Origin of the sequence: Pseudomonas sp. Ant30-3 (assembly GCF_000690905.1) — a bacterium.
In the GTDB taxonomy this organism is placed as follows: Bacteria; Pseudomonadota; Gammaproteobacteria; order Pseudomonadales; family Pseudomonadaceae; genus Aquipseudomonas.
Window position 1 is genome coordinate 1 of record NZ_JMCL01000112.1, and the last position, 23,091, is coordinate 23,091.

Below are 23,091 nucleotides of genomic sequence, written 5' to 3' on the forward strand. Positions count from 1 at the left end.
TGGCGAGGGAGCTTGCTCCCGTTCGGCTGCGCAGCAGACGCAAATCGGCTGGCTCGGTTCGACTGTTGGATCGCCGAAGCCGGTTCAGGCCTGCTTCGCAGTCCAGCGGGAGCAAGCTCCCTCGCCACAAAAAGCCACCACCACCAGCCGAATCATCTGTATAGAAGTTGTAACTGTGCGAACCGGATCAATAACGCTAGAGTCTGATGGTTTTGACGCAGGTTGGGACCTTACCCCTGCGCAATGTCCAAGGAGTTTTCATGCACAGTTTCCGCCGCAGCGCCGCCCTTCTTGCACTCAGCGCTGGCACCGTCGCCAGCCTCCCGGCCCTGGCCGTCGACGAGCTGCATTACAACCAGATCTCCCTGCGTGCCGAAGTCAGTCAGGAAGTCGCCCGCGACCTGATGATCGTGACGCTCTATACCGAAGAACAAAACACCGACCCGGCCAAGCTCGCTGCCGACGTCAGCACCACTATGAATAAGGCCCTGGCCCAGGCCAAGCAAGTCAAAGACATCACCCTGCGCCAGGGCAGCCGCAACAGCTACCCGATCTACGACACCAAAGGCCAGAAAATCACCGGCTGGCGCGAGCGCTCCGAACTGCGCCTCGAAAGCTCCGACTTCGCCGCCCTGTCGAAACTGACCGGCGAACTGCTGACCGACCTGAAAATGGGCGGCATGGATTTCGCCATCGCCACACCAACCCGCAAAGCCAGCGAAGACACACTGCTTAAAGAAGCCGTCAGCGCCTTCAAGGCCCGCGCGCAACTGGCTACCGATGCACTCGGCGGCAAGAGCTACAAAATCGTCAACCTGAATCTCAACAGCAACGGCTACCCACAACCGTACATGCGTGGGCCGATGATGATGAAAGCGGCCAGCATGGATTCCGCCCCGGTCACCCCTGAAGTTGAAGCCGGCACCAGCCAGGTCAGCATGACGGCGGATGGGTCGATTGAAGTGTTGATGCCTTGATTTCATTACCCGCATGACAGAACGGCGATCACCGAGGTGATCGCCGTTTTTTTTTGCACGGTTGGGATTGAAGAGTGCGCTTTGGCTGGAGATTTCGGAGGGGCGAATGACGCCATCGCGAGCAAGCTTTGCTCCCACAGAGGTTGGGGACATTCGCGGAATCTGGTTAGCTTTGAGGCCGCCATCGCGAGCAAGCTTGCTCCTACAGATCAAATGCATCCCGCGTGCCCCCCCTTCTAACCACTCAAGGCCGAGCGTTAGCTCGCCTGTCGCCCTTGATCTTGGCGTCCCCTCGGAAGGCCGAGTGGAGGTTCTGCGCAGTGGGCAACCCGGCATGGATGCCGGGTTAGGCGCGCACGGCCAAGGATGGCCGATCGCGCCGGGCCCACGGAGCAGGACCGGAGCGAGGGCATGGTCACACCGAAAAAGGGACAAAAACCCTCCCCCCACCCAGGTATAAATAAGTAACACCCCGCGCCATGACAGTGCATAAGCCACCCCGGTTGCCCCTCCCAAGCGCACAGGTTGCACCGAAAAAAACCCGCGCAAACGGTCAAATGCGCCAAAATTTACAGATATGCGACATTAAGGTACGCCCGTGCCACTGTTTAAGGCCCGCAACCGCTCTGGAACTTGCATTGGGTATGGCCCCTGCATAAGTATCCGCAGGCACGACTCACGAGGTCGTCCTCTAATTCCAAAAATGACAACAAATCATGAGGCCACCATGCTTAAACACGCGGTCATTCCGTTTTTAGTCGGCGCAAGCTTGTTAGCCAGCGCACCTTTCGCCCAAGCGGCGACTAACCTGGTGTTCTGCTCCGAAGGGAGCCCGGCCGGTTTCGATCCTGGTCAGTACACCACCGGAACCGACTTCGACGCCTCTGCAGAAACCATGTTCAACCGCCTCACCCAGTTCGAGCGCGGCGGCACCGCCGTGATTCCTGGCCTGGCGACCAAATGGGACATCTCTGACGATGGCCTGACGTACACCTTCCACTTGCGTGAAGGCGTCAAGTTCCACACCACCCCGTACTTCAAGCCCACGCGCGAATTCAATGCCGACGACGTGCTGTTCACCTTTAATCGCATGATTAACAAGGATGATCCGTTCCGCAAAGCGTACCCGACCGAATTCCCGTACTTCACCGATATGGGGATGGACACCAACATCACCAATATCGAGAAAGTCGACGACCACACCGTCAAGTTCACTCTGAAAGATGTCGACGCCGCGTTCATCCAGAACATGGCGATGAGCTTCGCCTCGCTGCAATCCGCCGAGTACGCTGCCCAGCTGCTCAAGGATGGCAAGGCTGCAGACATCAACCAGAAGCCGGTTGGCACGGGTCCGTTCGTGTTCAAGAGCTACCAGAAAGACTCCAACATCCGTTACACCGGCAACAAGGATTACTGGAAGCCTGACGACGTCAAGATCGACAACCTGATCTTCGCCATCACCACCGACCCGTCGGTGCGCATCCAGAAGCTGAAGAAAAACGAGTGCCAGGTCACCCTGTTCCCTCGTCCGGCAGATTTGAAAGCGTTACGTGAAGACAAGACCCTGAAGCTGCCTGAACAGGCCGGTTTCAACCTGGGTTACATCGCCTACAACGTGATGGACAAGATCAAGGGCAGTGATCAGCCAAACCCGATGGCCCAACTGAAAGTGCGTCAGGCACTGGATATGGCCGTCAACAAACAGCAGATCATCGACTCCGTTTACCAGGGCGCAGGTCAATTGGCGGTCAACGCCATGCCACCGACCCAGTGGTCTTACGACACCACCATCAAGGACACTCCGTACAACCCTGAGAAAGCCAAAGAGTTGCTCAAGGAAGCCGGCATCAAGGAAGGCACCGAGATCAACCTGTGGGCGATGCCGGTTCAGCGTCCTTACAACCCGAACGCCAAACTGATGGCTGAAATGCTGCAGTCCGATTGGGCCAAGGTTGGCATCAAGGCGAAGATCGTGACCTACGAATGGGGCGAGTACATCAAGCGTTCCAAGGGCGGCGAAAACGGCGCGATGCTGATCGGCTGGAGCGGCGACAACGGTGACCCGGACAACTGGCTCAACGTGCTGTTCGGCTGCGACTCGCTGGAAGGCAACAACTTCTCCAAATGGTGCGACAAGAAGTTTGACGACATCGTTAAACAAGCCAAGCGCACTTCAGATCAGGGCAAACGCACTGAGCTGTACAAACAGGCGCAACACGTCCTCAAGGACGCTGTGCCGATGACACCTATCGCTCACTCGACGGTGTTCCAACCCATGCGCAACAATGTGCAGGACTTCAAGATCAGCCCATTTGGCTTGAACTCCTTCTACGGCGTCAGCGTCAGCAAATAAGAGATGGCAACGGCGGCGTTTATGACGTCGCCGTTGTTTTTTCTGTCGAGAATGTAGGAGTACGCCTACGTCCAAATCCTCTGCGCAATTAGGCAGGTTCTAGGACGCGTCGCTTTTTCCCACAAGTCATTCGGACTTTTCGCATTTACTGCCGGAGCCACGGTTCATACCGTCGGGATCCGACCAGTGCTCTTGTGGATTCTCGGTTTTCGCTGCGTGGCATGGCTTGAAATCAATGGTGCCGACCTGCGTCTCCGGGCGGAAGGTCAGCACATTGTCAAAACACTGAATAAGAGAGCGATATGCGCCATTCCTTGGTTTTCTCCGCACTGCTGGGCACTGGCCTGCTGGCCGCCAGTTCCTTCAGCCAGGCCGCCAACAACAGCTTGGTGTTCTGCTCCGAAGGCAGCCCGGCAGGTTTCGACACCGCGCAATACACGACCGCGACCGATAACGATGCCGCCGAGCCGTTGTACAACCGCCTGGCCGAATTCGAAAAAGGCGCGACCAATGTCGTACCAGGCCTGGCGACAAGCTGGGACATTTCCGAGGACGGCCTCAAGTACACCTTCCACCTGCGCGAAGGCGTGAAATTTCATACAACCAAGTACTTCACGCCGACCCGCGATTTCAACGCCGACGACGTGCTGTTCACGTTTAATCGCATGCTTGATCCGCAACAACCTTTCCGTAAGGCTTATCCGACCGAATTCCCCTATTTCAACGGAATGAGCCTGAACAAGAACATCGCCAAAGTCGAGAAGACCGGGCCGCTGACCGTGGTCATGACGCTCAACAGCGTTGACGCTGCGTTCATCCAGAACATCGCCATGAGCTTCGCAGCGATCCTGTCCGCCGAATACGCCGACAAGTTGCTGGCCGAAGGCAAGCCGAGCGACATCAACCAGAAGCCGATCGGCACTGGCCCGTTCGTGTTCAAGAGCTATCAGAAAGATTCCAACATCCGTTACACCGGCAATAAGCAGTACTGGGACCCGAGCCGGGTCAAACTCGACAACCTGATTTTCGCGATCAACACCGACGCTTCAGTACGTGTGCAAAAGCTCAAGGCTAACGAGTGCCAGATTACGCTGCACCCGCGCCCGGCCGATGTCGCTGCGTTGAAGAACGACAGCAAACTTAAACTGATCGAGAAACCCGGCTTCAACCTCGGCTACATCGCCTACAACGTTCGCCACAAGCCGTTCGATCAGCTTGAAGTACGTCAGGCGCTGGACATGGCGGTGAACAAGCAAGGCATTCTCAACGCGGTTTACCAAGGTGCTGGCCAACTGGCCGTCAACGCCATGCCGCCGACGCAATGGTCCTACGACGAGACCATCAAGGACGCCGCCTACAACCCGGAAAAAGCCAAGGAATTGCTCAAGGCTGCCGGCGTCAAGGAAGGCACCGAGATCACTTTGTGGGCGATGCCGGTGCAACGACCGTACAACCCGAACGCCAAGTTGATGGCCGAGATGCTGCAGGCTGACTGGGCGAAAATCGGCCTCAAGGTGAAGATCGTCAGCTACGAATGGGGCGAGTACATCAAGCGCACCAAGAATGGCGAGCACGACGTCAGCCTGATTGGCTGGACCGGTGACAATGGCGACCCGGACAACTGGCTCGGCACGCTGTACAGCTGCGATGCCATCGGCGGCAACAACTACTCCATGTGGTGCGATCCGGCTTACGACAAGTTGATCAAGCAGGCCAAGATCGTTACCGACCGCGACCAGCGCACCGTGCTTTACAAACAGGCGCAACAGTACCTCAAGCAGCAAGTCCCGATCACACCAGTCGCGCACTCGACGGTCAACCAGCCGTTGAGCGCCAAAATTGAAGGATTCAAAGTGAGTCCATTCGGCCGCAACGTGTTCTCGGGTGTCAGCCTGGAAAAATAATCGTCATTTGAAACGCCGGGGGCGCAGTGCGCCCCCAAGCGAGCGTATTGCCGCAATTCGCCAGTTTGGCGTTGAGCAAACGTTTGCGATGCCTGAAGAGTTCCACACCAATAAGCCGGATCGCCAAGAAGACCGGCAATAAAAAAAAGAAACCAAGGAGCTTTACCCATGAAACTGAGCAGCACCGCATTATTGGCCCTGGCCATCAGCAGCGTAACCGCTACGGCCTACGCAGAATCTCAAAGCCAGGCTTTCACTCCGGTAACCGTGAAGGAAAAGAGCGCCCAGAGCGAAGCCACCGGCTTCGTCGAAGGTCAATCGATCACCGGCACCACGCGTAACTGGTATGCGAACGAGCAACTCAAGCGTGGCGGTAAATTTGCCTACACCAAAAACGGTTCGCTGGCCGAGACTGATCGCCGTATCAACTGGGTCCAGGGCACCATCCTCAAGTACAACTCGGGCTTCACTGAAGGCACAGTCGGTTTCAGCACTGAAGTCGCCGCGTACAACGCTGTTGCGCTGGAGCGCGATCGCGAGAACATGGCTTCAGGCAATGGCGGCGCACCGAAAACCGGCGTTGCTTCGGGTAACAACCGTACGCTGACCGAAAAAGGCGGCGATGCCGTGGGCCAGTGGAGCAAACTCGGTCTGGCCAACGTCAAGGCGCGCTTCTCCGGCACCACCCTGACCGCCGGCCGCCAGAGCTACAGCAGCCCGCAAGTCGACACCATCGGCAACCGCGCACTGCCTTCGAGTTTCCAGGGCGTGAGCCTCAATGTCGCGGAGCTGGAAAACCTGACGTTTGACGCCGCGACCTTCGACCGCGTCTCCCCGCGTACCGAACAAAGCCTGCGCAAATTCCGCACCGAGTATGCGAACGGTCGCCAAGAGGCCGATCACATCTACACCGGCGGCATCACCTATACGCCATTCGCCAGCCTGACCACCAGCCTGTGGGCGACCCAGGCGGAAGATATCTGGAACCAGTACTACTTCGGCGCCACTCACGTGCTGGGCGACAGCTCGGTGCTGAGCCTGACCACCGGCTTCAACTACTACAAGACTCAGGAAGAAGGCAAAGCGCTGATCGGCGACATCGACAACGACACCTACTCCCTCTCGTTCGGTCTGACCCACCAGGCCCACAGCCTGACCTTCTCGTATCAGGAAGTGAACGGTAACGAATACTTCGATTACCTGAACGAAACCAACGGCATCTACCTGGCCAACTCCCTGCTGTCCGACTTCAACGGCCCGAACGAGAAATCGTTCCAGGTCGCCTATGGTCTGAACATGGCTGAATACGGTGTGCCGGGCCTGAAGTTCAACATCTATCAGGCACGCGGCTGGGGCATCGACGGCACGCACTACACCGGCAACAAAGGCGTGATTGGCAAAGGTTACGACGGTGTCCAGGCTCAGGATGGCGAGCACCATTATGAATACGGTATCGGCGCTGCATACGCCGTGCAAAGCGGCCCGCTCAAGGCCACCACTGTGCGCGCAACCTACACCGCTCACCGCGCCAGCGAGAACCAGTCCGATGGCAGTATCAACGAGTTCCGTCTCGTGACGACCATCCCGTTCAACATTCTGTAAGACCCCTGCCGAACGGCTGATTCAGTGATGAGTCGGCCGTTCGGCTTTTGTCCTTCAACTGATTGCAGAGGGTTCTTGATGAAAATGCTTCCCCTACGTGCGGCCATTGCGGCCGCGTTGCTGAGTGCGGCGGTCGGCGTTTCGGCCAAACCGCTGGTGGTTTGCACCGAAGCCAGCCCGGAAGGCTTCGACATGGTCCAGTACACCACTGCAGTCACCGCCGATGCCGTGGCCGAGACCATCTTCAATCGTCTGGCCGACTTCAAGCCGGGCACTACGGACGTGATCCCAGCGCTGGCCGATTCCTGGGACATCAGTGAAGACGGGCTGACGTACACGTTTCACCTGCGCAAAGGCGTCAAGTTTCACACCACCGAATATTTCAAGCCTACCCGCGACATGAACGCCGACGATGTGGTCTGGAGTTTTCAGCGTCAGCTGGACCCGAATCACCCGTGGCACAAGTTGTCGAGCGTGGGTTTTCCGTACTTTGAAAGCATGGGCTTCAAGGAGCTGCTGAAAAGTGTCGAGAAGGTTGACGACAGTACCGTCAAGTTCACCCTGACCCGTCGCGAAGCGCCTTTCCTGGCTGACATTGCCATGGCGTTCTCGTCGATCTACTCCGCTGAATACGCCGACCAGTTGCTCAAAGCCGGCAAGACCGGTGACCTCAACAACAAGCCAGTCGGCACCGGACCGTTCATTTTCCAGCGCTATAACAAAGACGCGCAGGTGCGCTTCAAGGCCAACCCGGAATACTTCCGTGGCAAGCCACCGGCCGATGCGCTGATCCTGGCGATCGCCACCGACAACAACGTGCGCCTGCAAAAACTCAAGGCCAACGAATGTCAGGTCGCGCTGTATCCAAAACCAGACGACATTCCGAGCATCAAAAAAGACAGCAACCTGAAAGTCGATGAAATGAACGCGATGACCGTCGCCTACATCGCCATGAACACCACCCACAAATATTTGAGTGATGTGCGCGTGCGTAAAGCCATCGACATCGCCTTCGACAAGGAAGCGGCGGTCAACGCCCTGTTTGGCAAAGGTAATGCGACGGTTGCGGTCAACCCGTACCCGGACACCCTGCTGGGCTACAACCACAGCCTGAAAAACCCGCCGCGTGATCTCGACAAGGCTCGCGCTCTGTTGAAGGAAGCCGGCGTACCGGAAGGCACAGTGTTCACCCTGTTCACCCGTAACGGCGGCGGCGCGACCAACCCGAACCCGATGCTCGGCGCGCAAATGATGCAGGCCGACCTCGCCAAAGTCGGCATCAAAATCGACATCCGCGTGATGGAATGGGGTGAAATGCTCAAACGCGCGAAGAACGGCGAGCACGACATGGTGTCTGCCGGATGGGCGGGCGATAACGGTGACCCGGATAACTTCCTCACGCCTATGCTCAGTTGCGAAGCGGCGAAGAACGGCGAAAACTACGCGCGCTGGTGCAATGACAAGTTTCAAACTCTGCTTGATCAGGCCCGCGCCAAGGTTGATCCGGCAGAACGTGCAGCCCTTTACGAACAGGCCCAGGTTATTTTTAATCAGGATCAACCGTGGATCAGCATCGCACACACTAGAATGTTCACCGCAATGCGCAACAACGTAGAGGGCTATCAGATTAGCCCCCTCACCACTAATAACTTCGCCACCACCCAGGTGAAGTAGATAAGAAAACTCCCGGCGTCTCTGACAACAGGGACGCCAGGCACGCCTAACCGGCTGATGAGGTACACCACACGATGTTTAGTTTTATTGCCCGCCGACTGGGGTTACTGATCCCCACGTTTTTCGGCATCACCTTGCTGACTTTCGCGTTGATTCGCATGATCCCCGGCGACCCCGTGGAAGTGATGATGGGCGAACGTCGGGTCGATCCCGAAATGCATGCTCAGGCAATGGAACGCCTTGGTCTCAACAAACCGTTGTATGCCCAGTACCTGGATTACATTGGCAAACTGGCTCAAGGCGATCTTGGCGAGTCCCTGCGCACGCGTGAAAGCGTCTGGAACGAATTCAGTTCTCTGTTCCCCGCGACCCTGGAACTGTCCCTGGCCGCGCTGCTGTTCGCCGGCATTCTGGGCCTGCTGGCCGGTGTGATCGCGGCACTCAAACGAGGATCCCTGTTCGACCATGGGGTGATGGGCATCTCCCTGGCGGGATATTCGATGCCGATCTTCTGGTGGGGGCTGATCCTGATCATGTTCTTCTCGGTATCCCTGGGCTGGACCCCGGTGTCTGGGCGGATCGACCTGCTCTACGACATCGAGCCGCGCACCGGTTTCATGCTGATCGACACGCTGCTGGCCGATGAGCCGGGCGCGTTCCTTGATGCGCTGCACCACCTGATCCTGCCGGCCATTGTGCTCGGCACCATTCCGTTGGCGGTAATTGCGCGGATGACCCGCTCTTCGATGCTCGAAGTGCTGCGTGAAGACTACATCCGCACTGCCCGCGCCAAAGGCCTGTCGCCCACGCGCGTGGTGTTCGTGCACGGTTTGCGCAATGCGCTGATCCCGGTACTGACCGTGGTGGGCCTGCAAGTGGGCACGCTGCTGGCCGGCGCGGTTTTGACCGAGACCATTTTCTCGTGGCCCGGCATCGGCAAGTGGCTGATCGAAGCCATTGGCGCGCGGGATTATCCCGTGGTGCAAAACGGCATCCTGCTCATCGCCTGCCTGGTGATTCTGGTCAACTTCGTGGTGGACATCCTCTACGGCTTTGCCAACCCACGCATCCGTCATCAGCGCTGAGATCATGACCATGACCACTCCAACTCCATCGGTAGCAGTCGATCAAAGCCTGCTGTACCCGTCGCCGTACAAAGAATTCTGGCAAGCCTTCTCCAAGAACAAAGGCGCCGTTGCCGGCCTGATGTTCATGACCCTGATCGTGTTCTGCGCGATCTTCGCCCCGTGGGTCGCACCGCATGACCCGAGCGAGCAATACCGCGATTTCCTGCTGACCCCGCCATCGTGGCTGGAAGGTGGGCAGATCCAGTTTCTGCTCGGCACCGATGAGCTGGGTCGAGACCTGCTGTCGCGCTTGATCGAAGGTTCGCGCCTGTCGCTGCTGATCGGTTTGTCGTCGGTGGTGATGTCGCTGATTCCGGGCATCCTGCTGGGTCTGTTTGCCGGTTTCTTCCCGCGCTTGCTCGGCCCGACCATCATGCGTCTTATGGACATCATGCTGGCGCTGCCTTCGTTGCTGCTGGCCGTGGCGATTGTCGCCATCCTCGGCCCTGGCCTGATCAACACCGTGATCGCTATCGCCGTGGTGTCCTTGCCGTCGTACGTGCGTCTGACCCGCGCTGCGGTGATGGGCGAACTGAACCGCGACTACGTGACTGCCGCGCGCCTTGCCGGTGCCGGCCTGCCCCGGCTGATGTTCATCACCGTGCTGCCCAACTGCATGGCGCCATTGATCGTTCAGGCCACCTTGAGTTTCTCCTCGGCGATTCTCGATGCCGCGGCACTGGGCTTCCTCGGCCTCGGCGTACAACCGCCAACGCCTGAGTGGGGCACCATGCTGGCTTCGGCTCGCGACTACATCGAACGCGCCTGGTGGGTTGTAAGTCTGCCGGGTCTGACCATTTTGCTCAGCGTGCTGGCAATCAACTTGATGGGTGACGGCCTGCGCGATGCGCTGGACCCGAAACTCAAGAACGCCGCCTGAGGAGATTCAAAAATGTCACTGTTGGAAATCAAGAATCTCAACGTTCGCTTTGGCGACAAGAACGCCGTGCCGGTGGTCGACGGGCTCGACATCTCCGTCGACAAGGGCGAAGTGCTGGCCATCGTTGGCGAATCGGGTTCGGGTAAATCCGTGACCATGATGGCGCTGATGGGCCTGATCGAGCACCCGGGCATCGTCACCGCTGACGCGCTGAATTTCGACGGCAAGAACATGCTCAAGCTGAGCAATCGTCAGCGTCGGCAAATCGTCGGCAAGGACCTGGCGATGGTTTTCCAGGACCCGATGACCGCGCTGAACCCCAGCTACACCGTCGGCTTCCAGATCGAAGAAGTGCTGCGTCTGCACCTGAAAATGTCGGGCAAGCAGGCGCGTAAACGTGCCATCGAGCTGCTGGAAAAAGTCGAGATCCCGGGCGCCGCGAGCCGTATGGACGCGTACCCGCATCAACTGTCCGGCGGCATGAGCCAGCGTGTCGCGATCGCCATGGCGATTGCCGGCGAACCAAAACTGCTGATCGCCGACGAACCGACCACGGCCCTCGACGTGACGATTCAGGCACAGATCATGGACCTGCTGCTGGCGTTGCAGAAAGAACAGAACATGGGCCTGGTGCTGATCACCCACGACCTCGCGGTCGTTGCCGAAACCGCTCAGCGCGTATGCGTGATGTACGCCGGGCAAGCGGTGGAAGTCGGTCAGGTGCCGCAACTGTTCGACATTCCGGCGCACCCCTACAGCGAAGCACTGCTCAAGGCGATTCCGGAACACAGCCTGGGCGAATCGCGCCTGGCCACGCTGCCGGGCATCGTGCCCGGTCGTTATGACCGCCCGCAAGGTTGCCTGCTGTCGCCACGCTGCCCCTACGTGCGGGACAACTGCCGCACGGAACGTCCGGCCCTCGACCCGAAAAGCAATAGCCTCGCCCGCTGCTTCTACCCGCTGAATCAGGAGGTGGCGTAATGGCCGTCGTACTTACCGCCCGCGACCTGACCCGTCACTACGAAGTGTCCCGCGGCCTGTTCAAGGGCCATGCGACCGTGCGCGCCTTGAACGGTGTGTCGTTCGAACTGGAAGCCGGCAAGACCCTCGCTGTTGTTGGCGAGTCGGGTTGCGGCAAGTCCACCCTCGCCCGAGCCCTGACGCTGATCGAAGAACCGTCCTCGGGCTCTTTGAAAATCGCCGGGCAGGAAGTGGCCGGCGCCGACAAGGCTCAACGCAAACAGCTGCGCAAAGACGTGCAGATGGTGTTTCAAAGCCCGTACGCTTCGTTGAACCCACGACAGAAAGTCGGTGATCAACTTGCCGAACCGCTGCTGATCAACACCAACATGAGCGCCAGCGAACGTCGCGAGAAAGTCCAGGCGATGATGAAGCAGGTCGGTTTGCGCCCTGAGCATTACCAGCGTTATCCGCACATGTTCTCCGGCGGCCAGCGCCAGCGGATCGCCCTCGCCCGCGCCATGATGCTGCAGCCGAAAGTGCTGGTGGCGGACGAACCGACTTCGGCGCTGGACGTGTCGATTCAGGCGCAGGTGCTGAACCTGTTCATGGATCTGCAGCAGGAATTCAACACCGCCTACGTGTTCATTTCGCACAACCTGGCGGTGGTGCGTCACGTCGCCGACCATGTGATGGTGATGTACCTCGGCCGCCCCGTGGAAATGGGCCCGAAAGAGGATATCTATACCCGTCCCCTGCACCCGTACACCCAGGCACTGTTGTCGGCAACTCCGACCATCCACCCGGATCCGGACAAACCGAAAATCAAGATTGTCGGCGAATTGCCGAATCCGCTGAATCCGCCGTCGGGTTGCGCGTTTCACAAGCGTTGCCCGTATGCGACAGAGCGGTGCAGCACGGAAGAGCCGCTGTTACGTTTGGTCGACAGTCGTCAGGTGGCGTGTCATTACGCGGAGCAATTTGTGGATGGTGCTGCGTAAGCAAGAAGTCTGGAGGCAAACATAAAATCTGTAGGAGCCGGCTTGCTGGCGATAGCGATCGATCAGCCGACATCTCTGTTAGCTGACACACTGAAATCGCTAGCAAGCTAGCTCCTACAGAGTTTTGCATACCGTTCAAAAACCTCTTCTACTCCGGCTCTGAATCAGCCGGGATAGCAGAGGTTTTCTTTACCCGCGAATCAAGTCTGGCTATCGTCATCGTCCATCGTATCGTCATCATCCCCGCTCTCATCATCCGTATCAGTGGTCGTCGCGGCGATCATCATTTCGCTGTAAGTGCTCTGGCCGTTCAACGCCTGCTTGTCATGATCCGGGCACTCGGCCCAGGCCGATGACGATCCGAGCGCCAACAGCACCATAACCTTCAGCAACACCACACCTCGTACAAACATATTCATAGCCAATCCCTCCTGCTTGCCAGCAGCGAACCCGTACGCCGCGACGTTGCAAGAAATCTGGTTGTAAACCGATTCGGGTTCTCAGAGTAGGACTGTGATGATGGGCGTGAATGCAATACATCGGCAGAATGGATTGGAATAATGGGTATAGCCAGATCAGGTAAAGACTGGATGTTTCCTGGCAGTGGCCATGTAGATCAGCGGTGTAGACAGAAGCGCCAAAAGTGCACTTGCCACCCAGACGCTGTGCCCGCCGAAGTGGCCGTAAAGTTGACCGCCCAGCGTCGGTGAAAGCAACGCGCTCGCGCTCCAGCACATCGAGAAAAGCCCAAAGTACTGCCCGCTTTTCCGGGATTGTGCGTGCTGCATCACCAGCACGTTCAAGGTCGGCATGAAGAGAATCTCGCCCAGTGTCCAGATAACCGTTGAGAGGCAGAGAAAAACTACCCCCGAGCCTAAGGGCAACATACCGAGACCACAGGCCAGCAGCATACTGCCCGCCAGCAGTTGCCAGCGGGGCCCCCATCGCTCACTCCAATGAGAGATCGGAATTTGCAGTACCACCACCAGCACTGCATTGAGCGCGAATTGCCATCCGATGACTTCAGTACCGAGTCGGTAATAGTCAAGTAAGTAGTTGCCCAGCATGCTGTAGACGGGCTCGAACGCGAGGCCAAGCAAAACTGCTGCGCTCACTAACCAGAGGAAAGGCTTATCTCTGAAAGGTACGTTCGACCCCGCTGCACTTGGACGCATCTCATCCGCCCGCATGACCTCTCGATGCAGTGTCGCCCTGACAAACCAGGCTAACGCCAACAGGGTCATTGCGGCGCTGAGATAAAATACCCAGCGAAAATCAACGTGCGCAAGACTGCCCCCCACGACTCCCGCGACAGCCATGCCGAGATTGCTCGCAACCCGGTTCAATGATTGCGCACGAGCCTGTCGTTCGGTCTCGCAATACTCCATGATCAACCGCTGATGGAGTGTGCGAATCGCCCCATCAAGTACCCCGCTGACAATAAGCAATGCGGCCAGCAAGAACACATCAGTGACCAGTCCCAACAAAACCAGAATCCAGGCCGAGATAAAAAACAGTGCGGCTGTGAGGCGAGTTGTCGAGAAATAATCACTCAGCACTCCTCCAGCCATCGACCCGATCAGTAACCCGGCACCGTACCCGGACAACATCCAGCCCACTGTTTCAATCGGCAACCCCAGCGCCTGGCGTAGATATAGCGTCATGAACAGTTTGACCATGGCGCTCAACCGGCTGATGAATATCAACGCAGCCAACACCCAGGCCATTGAACAGAAATAGCCCTCCGGCCGGAATACGTGCATGAACCGATCAGACATGCCATTGATCCAGGTTGTGCAGGATTTCGCTGGCGATGCCTTTTGACGCGCAAGGGATGTCCAATCGAGCCTTATGCTGTGAGTCAAAAAAGTACTGCGCCTGCAAATGACCCGCGCCGTCTACACCGATCAGCGGGTTGTTTATGAGAAATTGTCTGACGGATGAGGACTCCATCTTTGCTCGTATCAATAAACGCCATGCACCGAATGCATTTTCAGGAATAACCGCCATCGCACCGAAGCGCTTCTTGTATTGGAAAGTTCCCTTGCTCAAAAAGGGTTCGCATCCTTGAAAGTCGACACAATCTATCGACGGCTGGCCGGATGCCCACTCAAGGATGGAGTGATAGACATAATTCTGTGCCCCGTTTGATCGGTAAATGGTCGCTCCATTTTTTACGCCAATGAGGCGGGCGTTAAGCGTGCGTGTTGCCCCATCTATCTGCGAGACACTCCCTGCCACCCATTCCCCCTTCAAACTAATTCGAAACAACACTCCCCGTTTAAACAGGTCGAGATACGCTTTTTCCTCCGGCACGCTGCGGGCGTGGCAGCCGTAGCGAGTCTGCATTGTTGGAACATGCATGGAGCGATAGAAAACCAAGAAGTCTCCTTCATCATGTGACACATCAAAATCGAAGCCTTGACCTATCAATTGAACGCGACGCTTATTTTCCCGATTGGAGAGCTGGCGAATTGTGTGCTCCCATCCCGAAGAAACATCGACTTTCTGATGTATCCTGCTTACTCCCAAGATATCGCCACTGCGGTGGCAATGCCGAACAAGCTCCTTAGGGGCCAGCAATAAGCAAATCTCGGTCTGTTGATGCGCTATGAAATCATCAAGCTCGCTCCACTCCAGGATGCCTTCCCTCTCTGAAATTGAATGTTCAAAAAAACACTGCGCCACGAACGGGGCGATATAGACCAAGCCTTCCTCCAGCCCCACATAAACAAGGGATGCAACCGATCCGGTTTTAGACCGGCCCTTGTAAATGCAGAAATGGCATACAACTTCCAAACGTGCGAAGGGTTCAGTGCTCATAGGTGAACGGGACTGCGAAACCAATCCATCATCTCTTCAGCGCTGCCTATAACGGTCAAGCCGTCAGCCGGGATAGCTTCATATTCCCCACGGCAGTAGCTGCCCGATGCGTGAATGGTGCAACCGTCTATTCCCTTTAGAAGTTTTCGATCAATTGCGTTCAAGCAGCCCGTCATGGCCATCACCAAAGACCACTCTTTCAAGTCTCGAGGATCGTTAGGCAACCTGACAGGCGTATTTGCCAGCAACTGAACGCACTCGGCATACCGTTGCATGCACTCATGCAGCGAGACTACAATTCCTGACCCGCCATTCGCTTTGACCAACGCAGTCATTTCTACTGCGGTAGGTGGCAGGTGTGTGTAAAACGTAGGTTCAAGAACCTCGTCAGGATCCCAGGTTGTCGCCGGAAAGTGGGCAGATTCCGACTGCTCCCACAGGCCGTTAACTGTCTGCGTGTAACGCGGGAAAGACCCTCTCTCGAAATTCCCGTCGAGCAAGTGCAGAACCATGTCACCAGTGGCCAGATGCTGGACTAACAAAAACGCAGGGCTGGAAACTTGGGTTCTCTGCCGCTTCAACTCTTCTATGCCTGAGCAATAACCCAGCAGCCCATATGCGCTCGACACCGCATGCACATGTGCAGTCTTGCGATCTGTGTTCCATGCGTCGCCATACTCGAAGTCAAAAAATGCACGGGCCTGATCGGAAAACCGGTAGTTCTCAAGTCGCAGTGAATGCCACAATTTCGAATCCATTAACGGACTATGATTGAACAGCTCCTTGAATCGCTGCCCGACGACCTTCACTGCTTCCGGCGATTCGGTATCAAGCACGAATACAGGATTCAGAATCCGCAAGCCGGGATCATCGTAGAGCTCGGTTTTTCGCAATTTGCTGACAGTCTGAGCGGGCGTTAGCGTGATAATACGTAACTGTTCCCGGTGCACTAGCTTTGTCTGTACCGCACGCAATACCGCATCTCGCAGTGCAATTGCTTTATTGCCCGAGGACGGGGAGAACAAGAGGACATTTTCGCCTGTTTCCTGAATATGCCTAATGGCTCTCGCTACGATCAACGTTGAGGCAAAAGTCTTTGTAGTCTGAGTACCGGCATTTTGCCTGAGGTCGAATAAACGCAGAGGCATATCCCTGTATTTGCCCAGCTCAAAAAACTGGGCTGTGGCTACCGAAAGAAAGCTTCGCATGCGGGAATCCAGCTCAGCCAGCCTCATGGAAGGCTCAAAAGATTCGTCGCTGCCGCTGACTTGGTAGGCAGAAGCACTGCTGACGATTAGATCGTAATAGTGTTCGATAACTGGAAAGGGAATCTGAGGTCGCGGATTCTCAAGCACATCCATATTTTTTTTTATAACAGCCATTACCCTGTGCTCCTGCGCATGGAAAAGTCGCTGCAGCGAATGTCTGACGAACATTAGACGTCGAACATTTCCTTGTCGCTGGCAAAAACAGGCAGAACTGAAAACCAGACACGAGCTACATAATTCGGAAAAGCCGCTTACAGAATTATCCTACACGCAAATCTGGTAGGGCTTGGTCCATGGTAAGTTCCGACTGCTCCTGAGATACCGATGTAATCCAGCGCTCAGTAAGTTATGGTGAAACCTACCTCTTGGAAAAAAGGCAAACCGCCATGGAGCTGATTCAAACCCTCCTGCTGCTGGAGCAGCGCCTCTTGGCACAGCTCACACGATGTAATCCCGCAGAAATCTCCTACTTACTCGCTGAAGAATTCATTGAGTTCGGCGCAAGCGGCAGCATTTGGAACAAACAACAAGTGGTTGAGCAACTACCCCATCAGTCTTTTACACCGCGCACAATTAGCGAATTCGAAGTTAGATCTTTATCTGAAAACACGGTCTTGGTGACTTACCGCTGCCAGACAGGTTCAATAGATCAGCGCCGGCCCGCCAACAGCTTGCGCAGTTCAATCTGGCAGATGCAGCGCGAGCAATGGAAAATGGTTTTTCATCAGGGGACAAAAATCCCTGACGGTGGATGAATCAAAAATAAAAAGATCGCCCGAAGGCTCGGACGACGTTCGGACGACGTTCGGACGATCTTTTGATCTTTGAGCAAGCAACAAAAAACCCCGATGCTTTCGCGACCGGGGTTTTCGGTGTAACCACTCAGCGCTTAATGATGCTCACGCGTCGCACGGAATTTCACGTCCGGCCAGCGCTCTTCCATCAGCGCCAGATTCACTCGGGTCGGGGCCAGGTAGGTCAGGTGACCGCCGCCGTCGATGGCGAGGTTTTCCACGGCCTTGATCTGGAATTCTTCGAGCTTCTTTTTATCGCTGCAATCGATCCAGCGTGCGGAATACACGGTGATCGGCTCGTATGAGCACTCGACCTTGTATTCCTCTTTCAAACGGCTGGCGACCACATCGAACTGCAGCACACCCACGGCGCCGAGGATGATGTCGTTGCTGCGCGTCGGGAAGAACACTTGAGTCGCGCCCTCTTCCGCAAGCTGCTGCAGACCTTGACGCAGTTGCTTGGATTTCAGCGGATCGCGCAGACGCACGCGGCGGAACAGTTCCGGGGCGAAGTGCGGGATGCCAGTGAAGCCGAGGACTTCGCCTTCGGTGAAGGTGTCGCCGATCTGGATAGTGCCGTGGTTGTGCAGGCCGATGATGTCGCCAGCAAACGCTTCCTCAAGCTGTTCACGCTCGGAGGAGAAGAACGTCAGCGCGTCGCCGATCCGTACGTCTTTGCCGGTGCGCACGTGGCGCATCTTCATGCCTTTTTCGTACTTGCCTGAGCAGATGCGCATGAAGGCGATACGGTCGCGGTGTTTCGGGTCCATGTTCGCCTGGATCTTGAACACGAAGCCGGCGAATTTCTCTTCAACCGGTTCCACGGTGCGCTCGTTGGCAACACGGGCCAAGGGTTTCGGCGCCCAGTTGACCACGGCGTCGAGCACGTGATCGACACCGAAGTTGCCCAGCGCAGTACCGAAGAATACCGGGGTTAATTGGCCGTCGAGGAATTCCTGTTGATTGAATTCGTGACAGGCGCCCTGCACCAGTTCCAGCTGATCAACGAAGCGATCGTACTCGTCACCCAAATGAGCGCGGGCTTCATCGGAGTCGAGCTTCTCGATGATTTTGATGTCGGTACGCTCGTGGCCGTGGCCAGCGGTGTAGACAATGATGTAGTCGTCGGCGAGGTGGTAAACGCCCTTGAAATCGCGGTAGCAGCCGATCGGCCAGGTGATTGGCGCTGCCTTGATTTTGAGGACCGCTTCGATCTCGTCGAGCAATTCGATCGGGTCACGGATGTCGCGGTCGAGTTTGTTGATGAAGCTGACGATTGGCGTATCGCGCAGTCGGCAGACGTCCATCAGCGCGATGGTCCGAGGCTCTACACCCTTACCGCCGTCGAGAACCATCAATGCCGAGTCGACCGCTGTCAGGGTGCGGTAGGTATCTTCGGAGAAGTCTTCGTGGCCCGGGGTGTCGAGCAGGTTGATCATGTGATCACGATACGGGAACTGCATGACCGACGTGGTAATGGAAATACCCCGTTGTTTTTCCATTTCCATCCAGTCGGAGGTGGCATGGCGGTCGGACTTGCGAGACTTCACCGTGCCGGCAACCGCAATCGCCTTGCCCATCAGCAAGAGCTTCTCGGTGATGGTGGTTTTACCGGCATCGGGGTGGGAAATAATGGCGAAAGTGCGGCGTTTCGCGACTTCGGCGGCCTGTTTGGTCATGGGAAATCGCCTGGCAGGTGATTCAAAAAAGGGCGGCGAGTATAGCGCAAACCGACCGTCACGAACCACCGCCCGTAGGCTTCCCCAAACACCGCATCGCCTTGTAGGAGCCGGCTTGCTGGCGATAGGCGCGCCTTCATCCGACAGACGCACCGAGGGGATGGCATCGCCAGCAAGCCGGCTCCTACAGAAATGTGGCCTGGCATTAAGGGTGGCTAAATGCTGCTAACTATGGAACCTTTTAAAAGGTGGAGGCGTCCACTCCCCTGTTACAGCTCTCGTAGCAGGGTTTGAAAAACCTGCAAGTTGGCCTGACGAGGCTGCGCTTATGGCTCGATGTCATCCCGTCTAACCGGTGATGGTAGAGCTGCATCTCGCGAACGTTTAATCCGGCAGCCAGCAATGGCATGCCAAGCAGGACTGCGTTCGCCGACAAAGAAAAAAAGGAGTCTGCCTGTGGCTATTCGCTATGGCAAAGGGCTGATAGGAGGAGCGGTTGTCGTCGCCCTTCTGGCCCTGCTGGTCCACTGGATCGGCATCGACACGATCGAACATTACCGCGACGATTTATTGTTTTACCTGCAAGCTCATCTGATTCTCGTCCTCGCTTCCATGCTGGCCGCCCTTGTCGTGGGCATCCCCGCCGGCATCTTCCTCAGCCGCCCAAGCATGGTTGGCCGCGCCGAACGCTTCATGCAGATCTTCAACATCGGCAACACCGTGCCGCCTCTCGCCGTACTTGCGATCGCCCTGGGCATCCTCGGCATCGGCAGCGGCCCGGCGATTTTTGCCCTGTTCCTCGCCTCGTTGTTGCCCATCGTGCGCAACACCTATGAAGGCCTGAAAAACGTTCAGGGTTCGCTCAAGGAAGCCGCTGTCGGTATTGGCATGACACCCGCTCAGGTGCTCTGGCGCGTCGAACTGCCGAACGCGGTGCCGATCATCATCGGTGGCGTGCGCGTGGCTTTGGCGATCAACGTCGGGACCGCCCCGCTGGCCTTCCTGATTGGCGCGAACAGTCTGGGTAGCCTGATTTTCCCGGGCATCGCCCTGAACAATCAGCCGCAGCTACTGCTCGGCGCGGCTTGCACCGCCTTGCTGGCCTTGCTGCTCGACGGTCTGGTGACACTCACCAGCCGCCTCTGGCTCGAACGCGGCTTGCGCCCGTCTTAAGCCTCGGCAAAGGAATATTTATGAAAAGACTGACCTTATTGCTGGGCTGCGTCCTGCTGTTCGCAGGAATCGCCCAAGCCGCTGAAAAACCGGTGCTGCGCATCGGCGCCCGGGTGTTCACCGAACAAACCCTGCTGGCGGAAATCACCTCGCAATACCTGCGCACCAAAGGCTACGACGTTCAGGTGACTGGCGGACTGGGCAGCAACCTGGCGCGCAGTGCTCATGAAAGTGGCCAGCTGGACATGCTCTGGGAATACACCGGTGTTTCGCTGGTGGCCTACAACCACGTCACGGAAAAACTCGACAGCGAACAGTCCTACGCCCGAGTGAAAGAACTCGACGCGAAAAAAGGTCTGGTCTGGCTCACCCCGTCGAAGTTCAGCAACACCTACGCGCTGGCGCTGCCGAAAAACGTTGCGGATGAATACCCGCAGATCAACACCATCAGCCAACTCACCGAAGTGCTGCAGGCGCAGGCGAAGAAAAATCACCTGGTCGCGCTGGATACCGAGTTCGCTAATCGCTCTGACGGTCTCGTTGGCATGGTCGAGCTGTATGGCGTGAACCTGACCCGCAAGAACATCCGCCAGATGGATGCCGGGCTGGTCTACACCGCGCTGCGCAATGGCCAGGTGTTTGCCGGTCTGGTCTATACCACCGACGGGCGTTTGAATGCCTTCAAATTGAAGCTGCTGGAAGACGACAAGCATTACTTCCCCGACTACACCGCCGCCCCGGTGGTGCGCCAGGCATTCCTCGACGCCAACCCGAAACTCGCCGAACAAATGAAGCCACTGGCTGAACTGTTCGATGATGAAACCATGCGTGCACTCAACGCGCGGGTCGATGTCGATCACGAGAGCCCTTCATCGGTTGCCGCAGATTTCCTGCGCCAGCATCCCCTCAACTAAGGAGGAAAAGACATGGAATTTCTGAACGCCTTTTCCCACCTCGACTGGGCACAGGTCGCACACCTGACCTGGCAGCACATCACCCTGGTCGGCATCGCCGTGACCCTGGCAATCGTCGTCGGTGTGCCTCTGGGCATTTTGATGACGCGTTTCCCGACGCTCGCCGGTCCCTTGCAAGCCAGCGCCACCGTACTGCTGACTGTGCCATCGATTGCCCTGTTCGGTCTGTTGCTGCCGTTCTACTCGAAATTTGGTCAGGGCCTCGGCCCGATGCCGGCCATCACCGCGGTGTTTCTGTACTCGCTGCTGCCAATCATGCGCAACACCTACCTGGCCCTGACTGGCGTGGAACCGGGTATTCGCGAAGCCGCTCGCGGCATCGGCATGACGTTCGGCCAGCGCTTGCGCATGGTTGAGCTGCCGATCGCCGTGCCGGTCATTCTCGCCGGCGTGCGCACCGCTGTGGTCATGAACATCGGTGTGATGACCATCGCCGCGACCATCGGCGCCGGTGGCCTCGGTGTACTCATTCTTGCTTCCATCAGCCGCAGCGACATGTCGATGCTGATCGTCGGTGCCGTGCTGGTCAGTCTTCTGGCCATCTTCGCCGACCTGCTTTTGCAATGGCTGCAACGCACGCTGACTCCAAAAGGACTCCTGAAATGATCGAACTTCAAAACCTCAGCAAGACTTTCCAAAGCAACGGCAAAGATGTCAAAGCCGTGGACTCGGTAAGCCTGACCGTCAATGAAGGCGAGATCTGCGTGTTCCTCGGGCCATCGGGCTGCGGCAAAAGCACCACGCTGAAAATGATCAACCGCCTGATCAAACCGACCTCGGGCAAGATCCTGATCAACGGCGAAGACACCACCGACCTCGACGCCGTGACCCTGCGTCGCAACATCGGTTATGTGATCCAGCAGATCGGTCTGTTCCCGAACATGACCATCGAAGAAAACATCACCATCGTTCCGCGCCTGCTCGGCTGGGACAAACAGAAATGCCACGACCGCGCCCGCGAGTTGATGAGCATGATCAAGCTTGAACCCAAGCAGTACCTGACGCGCTACCCACGTGAATTGTCCGGCGGCCAACAACAGCGAATCGGTGTGATTCGGGCGCTGGCGGCAGATGCACCTTTGCTGTTGATGGACGAACCGTTCGGTGCGGTCGACCCGATCAACCGCGAGATGATCCAGAACGAATTTTTCGAGATGCAACGCGCGCTGAACAAGACGGTGATCATGGTCAGCCACGACATCGACGAAGCGATCAAGCTGGGCGACAAGATTGCGATTTTCCGTGCAGGCAAGCTGCTGCAGATCGATCACCCGGACACCTTGCTCGCCCACCCGGCAGACGAATTTGTCAGCAACTTCGTCGGCCAGGACAGCACGCTCAAGCGTCTGCTGCTGGTGAAAGCCGAGGACGCCGCGGACAACGCGCCGTCGGTCAGCCCGGAAACCCCGGTGGCCGATGCGCTGGAGTTGATGGATGAACATGACCGTCGTTATGTCGTGGTCACCGATGGTGAGAACAAGGCACTGGGTTATGTACGACGTCGCGACCTGCACCGTCAGACCGGTACCTGCGCGCAATACCTTCGCGAGTTCAACGCCACAGCGGCGTACGACGAGCACCTGCGCATCCTGCTGTCGCGCATGTACGAGTTCAACCGCTCATGGTTGCCGGTGATGGATGCCGAGCGAGTGTTCCTCGGAGAAGTGACGCAGGAGTCGATTGCCGAGTACCTGAGTTCCGGTAAATCCCGTGGCGGCAAAACCAGCATTGTTTCGCCGGCCGAGACTGCGTAAGCCTGAGGCTTGGATGAAGCCTGTGGCGAGGGGATTTATCCCCGCTGGGTTGCGGAGCAGTCCCAAAACTAAAGAATGCGGTGTATCAGACACGCCGTAGTTGCAGTTTATGGGGCTGCTTCGCAACCCAGCGGGGATAAATCCCCTC

At 57.2% G+C, this 23,091-nt stretch carries 19 protein-coding genes; 14 read left to right on the plus strand and 5 right to left on the minus strand.

The window, feature by feature from the left end:
* The first annotated feature begins 260 nt into the window (after positions 1-260).
* The 9 genes from DU29_RS0124795 (at position 261) to DU29_RS0124835 (ending at position 12,478) form a co-directional block, all read left to right on the plus strand.
* On the plus strand, positions 261-977 hold the full coding sequence (locus tag DU29_RS0124795) for an SIMPL domain-containing protein (protein ID WP_028624130.1): 717 nt from the start codon (positions 261-263) through the stop codon (positions 975-977).
* Between the two features lie 727 nt (positions 978-1,704).
* Entirely contained in the window at positions 1,705-3,330 is a 1,626-nt protein-coding gene (locus DU29_RS0124800; protein WP_028624131.1) for an ABC transporter substrate-binding protein, read from the plus strand.
* A 302-nt stretch (positions 3,331-3,632) separates the two neighbouring features.
* A complete protein-coding gene (locus DU29_RS0124805; RefSeq protein WP_028624132.1) occupies positions 3,633-5,234 on the plus strand; it encodes an ABC transporter substrate-binding protein in 1,602 nt (533 codons plus the stop codon).
* 168 nt (positions 5,235-5,402) lie between these two features.
* Entirely contained in the window at positions 5,403-6,836 is a 1,434-nt protein-coding gene (locus DU29_RS0124810) for an OprD family porin (protein WP_028624133.1), read from the plus strand.
* A gap of 78 nt (positions 6,837-6,914) precedes the next feature.
* Positions 6,915-8,510, plus strand: a complete 1,596-nt coding sequence (locus DU29_RS0124815) for an ABC transporter substrate-binding protein (protein ID WP_028624134.1) — start codon at positions 6,915-6,917, stop codon at positions 8,508-8,510.
* 74 nt (positions 8,511-8,584) lie between these two features.
* Positions 8,585-9,595 carry an ABC transporter permease subunit gene (locus DU29_RS0124820; RefSeq protein WP_028624135.1) on the plus strand — a complete coding sequence of 337 codons (1,011 nt, stop codon included), beginning with the start codon at positions 8,585-8,587 and terminating at the stop codon, positions 9,593-9,595.
* Between the two features lie 10 nt (positions 9,596-9,605).
* Positions 9,606-10,517, plus strand: a complete 912-nt coding sequence (locus DU29_RS0124825; RefSeq protein WP_028624136.1) for an ABC transporter permease subunit — start codon at positions 9,606-9,608, stop codon at positions 10,515-10,517.
* Between the two features lie 12 nt (positions 10,518-10,529).
* Positions 10,530-11,498, plus strand: coding sequence for an ABC transporter ATP-binding protein (locus tag DU29_RS0124830; protein WP_028624137.1), 969 nt, complete (start codon positions 10,530-10,532; stop codon positions 11,496-11,498).
* Positions 11,498-12,478, plus strand: coding sequence for a peptide ABC transporter ATP-binding protein (locus tag DU29_RS0124835; protein WP_028624138.1), 981 nt, complete (start codon positions 11,498-11,500; stop codon positions 12,476-12,478). The genes DU29_RS0124830 and DU29_RS0124835 overlap by 1 nt, the downstream gene beginning before the upstream one ends.
* A gap of 200 nt (positions 12,479-12,678) precedes the next feature.
* Here DU29_RS0124835 and DU29_RS0124840 read toward each other — a convergent pair whose 3' ends face one another.
* The 4 genes from DU29_RS0124840 to DU29_RS0124855 form a co-directional block, all read right to left on the minus strand.
* Positions 12,679-12,897 carry a hypothetical protein gene (locus tag DU29_RS0124840; protein WP_028624139.1) on the minus strand — a complete coding sequence of 73 codons (219 nt, stop codon included), beginning with the start codon at positions 12,895-12,897 and terminating at the stop codon, positions 12,679-12,681.
* 156 nt (positions 12,898-13,053) lie between these two features.
* Positions 13,054-14,256, minus strand: a complete 1,203-nt coding sequence (locus tag DU29_RS0124845) for an MFS transporter (protein WP_028624140.1) — start codon at positions 14,254-14,256, stop codon at positions 13,054-13,056.
* Positions 14,249-15,301, minus strand: coding sequence for a hypothetical protein (locus DU29_RS0124850; protein WP_028624141.1), 1,053 nt, complete (start codon positions 15,299-15,301; stop codon positions 14,249-14,251). The genes DU29_RS0124845 and DU29_RS0124850 overlap by 8 nt, the downstream gene beginning before the upstream one ends.
* A complete protein-coding gene (locus DU29_RS0124855; RefSeq protein WP_028624142.1) occupies positions 15,298-16,683 on the minus strand; it encodes a DUF6002 family protein in 1,386 nt (461 codons plus the stop codon). The genes DU29_RS0124850 and DU29_RS0124855 overlap by 4 nt, the downstream gene beginning before the upstream one ends.
* 272 nt (positions 16,684-16,955) lie before the next feature.
* Here DU29_RS0124855 and DU29_RS0124860 point away from each other — a divergent pair, with 272 nt between their 5' ends.
* Positions 16,956-17,324, plus strand: a complete 369-nt coding sequence (locus tag DU29_RS0124860) for a nuclear transport factor 2 family protein (protein ID WP_028624143.1) — start codon at positions 16,956-16,958, stop codon at positions 17,322-17,324.
* Positions 17,325-17,458: 134 nt separating this feature from the next.
* On the opposite strand, the gene DU29_RS0124865 is transcribed toward DU29_RS0124860, so the two are convergent.
* Complete coding sequence (locus tag DU29_RS0124865) at positions 17,459-19,042, minus strand: peptide chain release factor 3 (RefSeq protein ID WP_028624144.1); 1,584 nt, start codon at positions 19,040-19,042, stop codon at positions 17,459-17,461.
* A 456-nt stretch (positions 19,043-19,498) separates the two neighbouring features.
* On the opposite strand from DU29_RS0124865, the gene DU29_RS0124870 reads away from it, so the two are divergent.
* The 4 genes from DU29_RS0124870 to DU29_RS0124885 are packed head-to-tail and all read left to right on the plus strand — an operon-like array spanning position 19,499 to position 22,943.
* Positions 19,499-20,215: an ABC transporter permease gene (locus tag DU29_RS0124870; protein WP_028624145.1), complete on the plus strand. Its 717-nt coding sequence runs from the start codon at positions 19,499-19,501 to the stop codon at positions 20,213-20,215.
* A gap of 20 nt (positions 20,216-20,235) precedes the next feature.
* Positions 20,236-21,129 carry a glycine betaine ABC transporter substrate-binding protein gene (locus DU29_RS0124875; protein WP_028624146.1) on the plus strand — a complete coding sequence of 298 codons (894 nt, stop codon included), beginning with the start codon at positions 20,236-20,238 and terminating at the stop codon, positions 21,127-21,129.
* 12 nt (positions 21,130-21,141) lie between these two features.
* On the plus strand, positions 21,142-21,795 hold the full coding sequence (locus DU29_RS0124880; protein ID WP_028624147.1) for an ABC transporter permease: 654 nt from the start codon (positions 21,142-21,144) through the stop codon (positions 21,793-21,795).
* Positions 21,792-22,943 (plus strand): osmoprotectant ABC transporter ATP-binding protein OsmV, encoded by a 1,152-nt coding sequence (locus tag DU29_RS0124885; protein ID WP_028624148.1) that lies wholly within the window; start codon positions 21,792-21,794, stop codon positions 22,941-22,943. Before DU29_RS0124880 ends, DU29_RS0124885 begins: the two co-directional genes overlap by 4 nt.
* Positions 22,944-23,091: the final 148 nt, after the last annotated feature.

What these genes read in the sequence shown, in the direction of transcription:
- DU29_RS0124795 (WP_028624130.1), top strand. Translation starts at nt 261, where the DNA reads ATGCACAGTTTCCGCCGCAGCGCCGCCCTTCTTGCACTCAGCGCTGGC.
- DU29_RS0124800 (WP_028624131.1), top strand. Translation starts at nt 1,705, where the DNA reads ATGCTTAAACACGCGGTCATTCCGTTTTTAGTCGGCGCAAGCTTGTTA.
- DU29_RS0124805 (WP_028624132.1), top strand. Translation starts at nt 3,633, where the DNA reads ATGCGCCATTCCTTGGTTTTCTCCGCACTGCTGGGCACTGGCCTGCTG.
- DU29_RS0124810 (WP_028624133.1), top strand. Translation starts at nt 5,403, where the DNA reads ATGAAACTGAGCAGCACCGCATTATTGGCCCTGGCCATCAGCAGCGTA.
- DU29_RS0124815 (WP_028624134.1), top strand. Translation starts at nt 6,915, where the DNA reads ATGAAAATGCTTCCCCTACGTGCGGCCATTGCGGCCGCGTTGCTGAGT.
- DU29_RS0124820 (WP_028624135.1), top strand. Translation starts at nt 8,585, where the DNA reads ATGTTTAGTTTTATTGCCCGCCGACTGGGGTTACTGATCCCCACGTTT.
- DU29_RS0124825 (WP_028624136.1), top strand. Translation starts at nt 9,606, where the DNA reads ATGACCACTCCAACTCCATCGGTAGCAGTCGATCAAAGCCTGCTGTAC.
- DU29_RS0124830 (WP_028624137.1), top strand. Translation starts at nt 10,530, where the DNA reads ATGTCACTGTTGGAAATCAAGAATCTCAACGTTCGCTTTGGCGACAAG.
- DU29_RS0124835 (WP_028624138.1), top strand. Translation starts at nt 11,498, where the DNA reads ATGGCCGTCGTACTTACCGCCCGCGACCTGACCCGTCACTACGAAGTG.
- DU29_RS0124840 (WP_028624139.1), bottom strand. Translation starts at nt 12,897, where the DNA reads ATGAATATGTTTGTACGAGGTGTGGTGTTGCTGAAGGTTATGGTGCTG.
- DU29_RS0124845 (WP_028624140.1), bottom strand. Translation starts at nt 14,256, where the DNA reads ATGTCTGATCGGTTCATGCACGTATTCCGGCCGGAGGGCTATTTCTGT.
- DU29_RS0124850 (WP_028624141.1), bottom strand. Translation starts at nt 15,301, where the DNA reads ATGAGCACTGAACCCTTCGCACGTTTGGAAGTTGTATGCCATTTCTGC.
- DU29_RS0124855 (WP_028624142.1), bottom strand. Translation starts at nt 16,683, where the DNA reads ATGGCTGTTATAAAAAAAAATATGGATGTGCTTGAGAATCCGCGACCT.
- DU29_RS0124860 (WP_028624143.1), top strand. Translation starts at nt 16,956, where the DNA reads ATGGAGCTGATTCAAACCCTCCTGCTGCTGGAGCAGCGCCTCTTGGCA.
- DU29_RS0124865 (WP_028624144.1), bottom strand. Translation starts at nt 19,042, where the DNA reads ATGACCAAACAGGCCGCCGAAGTCGCGAAACGCCGCACTTTCGCCATT.
- DU29_RS0124875 (WP_028624146.1), top strand. Translation starts at nt 20,236, where the DNA reads ATGAAAAGACTGACCTTATTGCTGGGCTGCGTCCTGCTGTTCGCAGGA.
- DU29_RS0124880 (WP_028624147.1), top strand. Translation starts at nt 21,142, where the DNA reads ATGGAATTTCTGAACGCCTTTTCCCACCTCGACTGGGCACAGGTCGCA.
- DU29_RS0124885 (WP_028624148.1), top strand. Translation starts at nt 21,792, where the DNA reads ATGATCGAACTTCAAAACCTCAGCAAGACTTTCCAAAGCAACGGCAAA.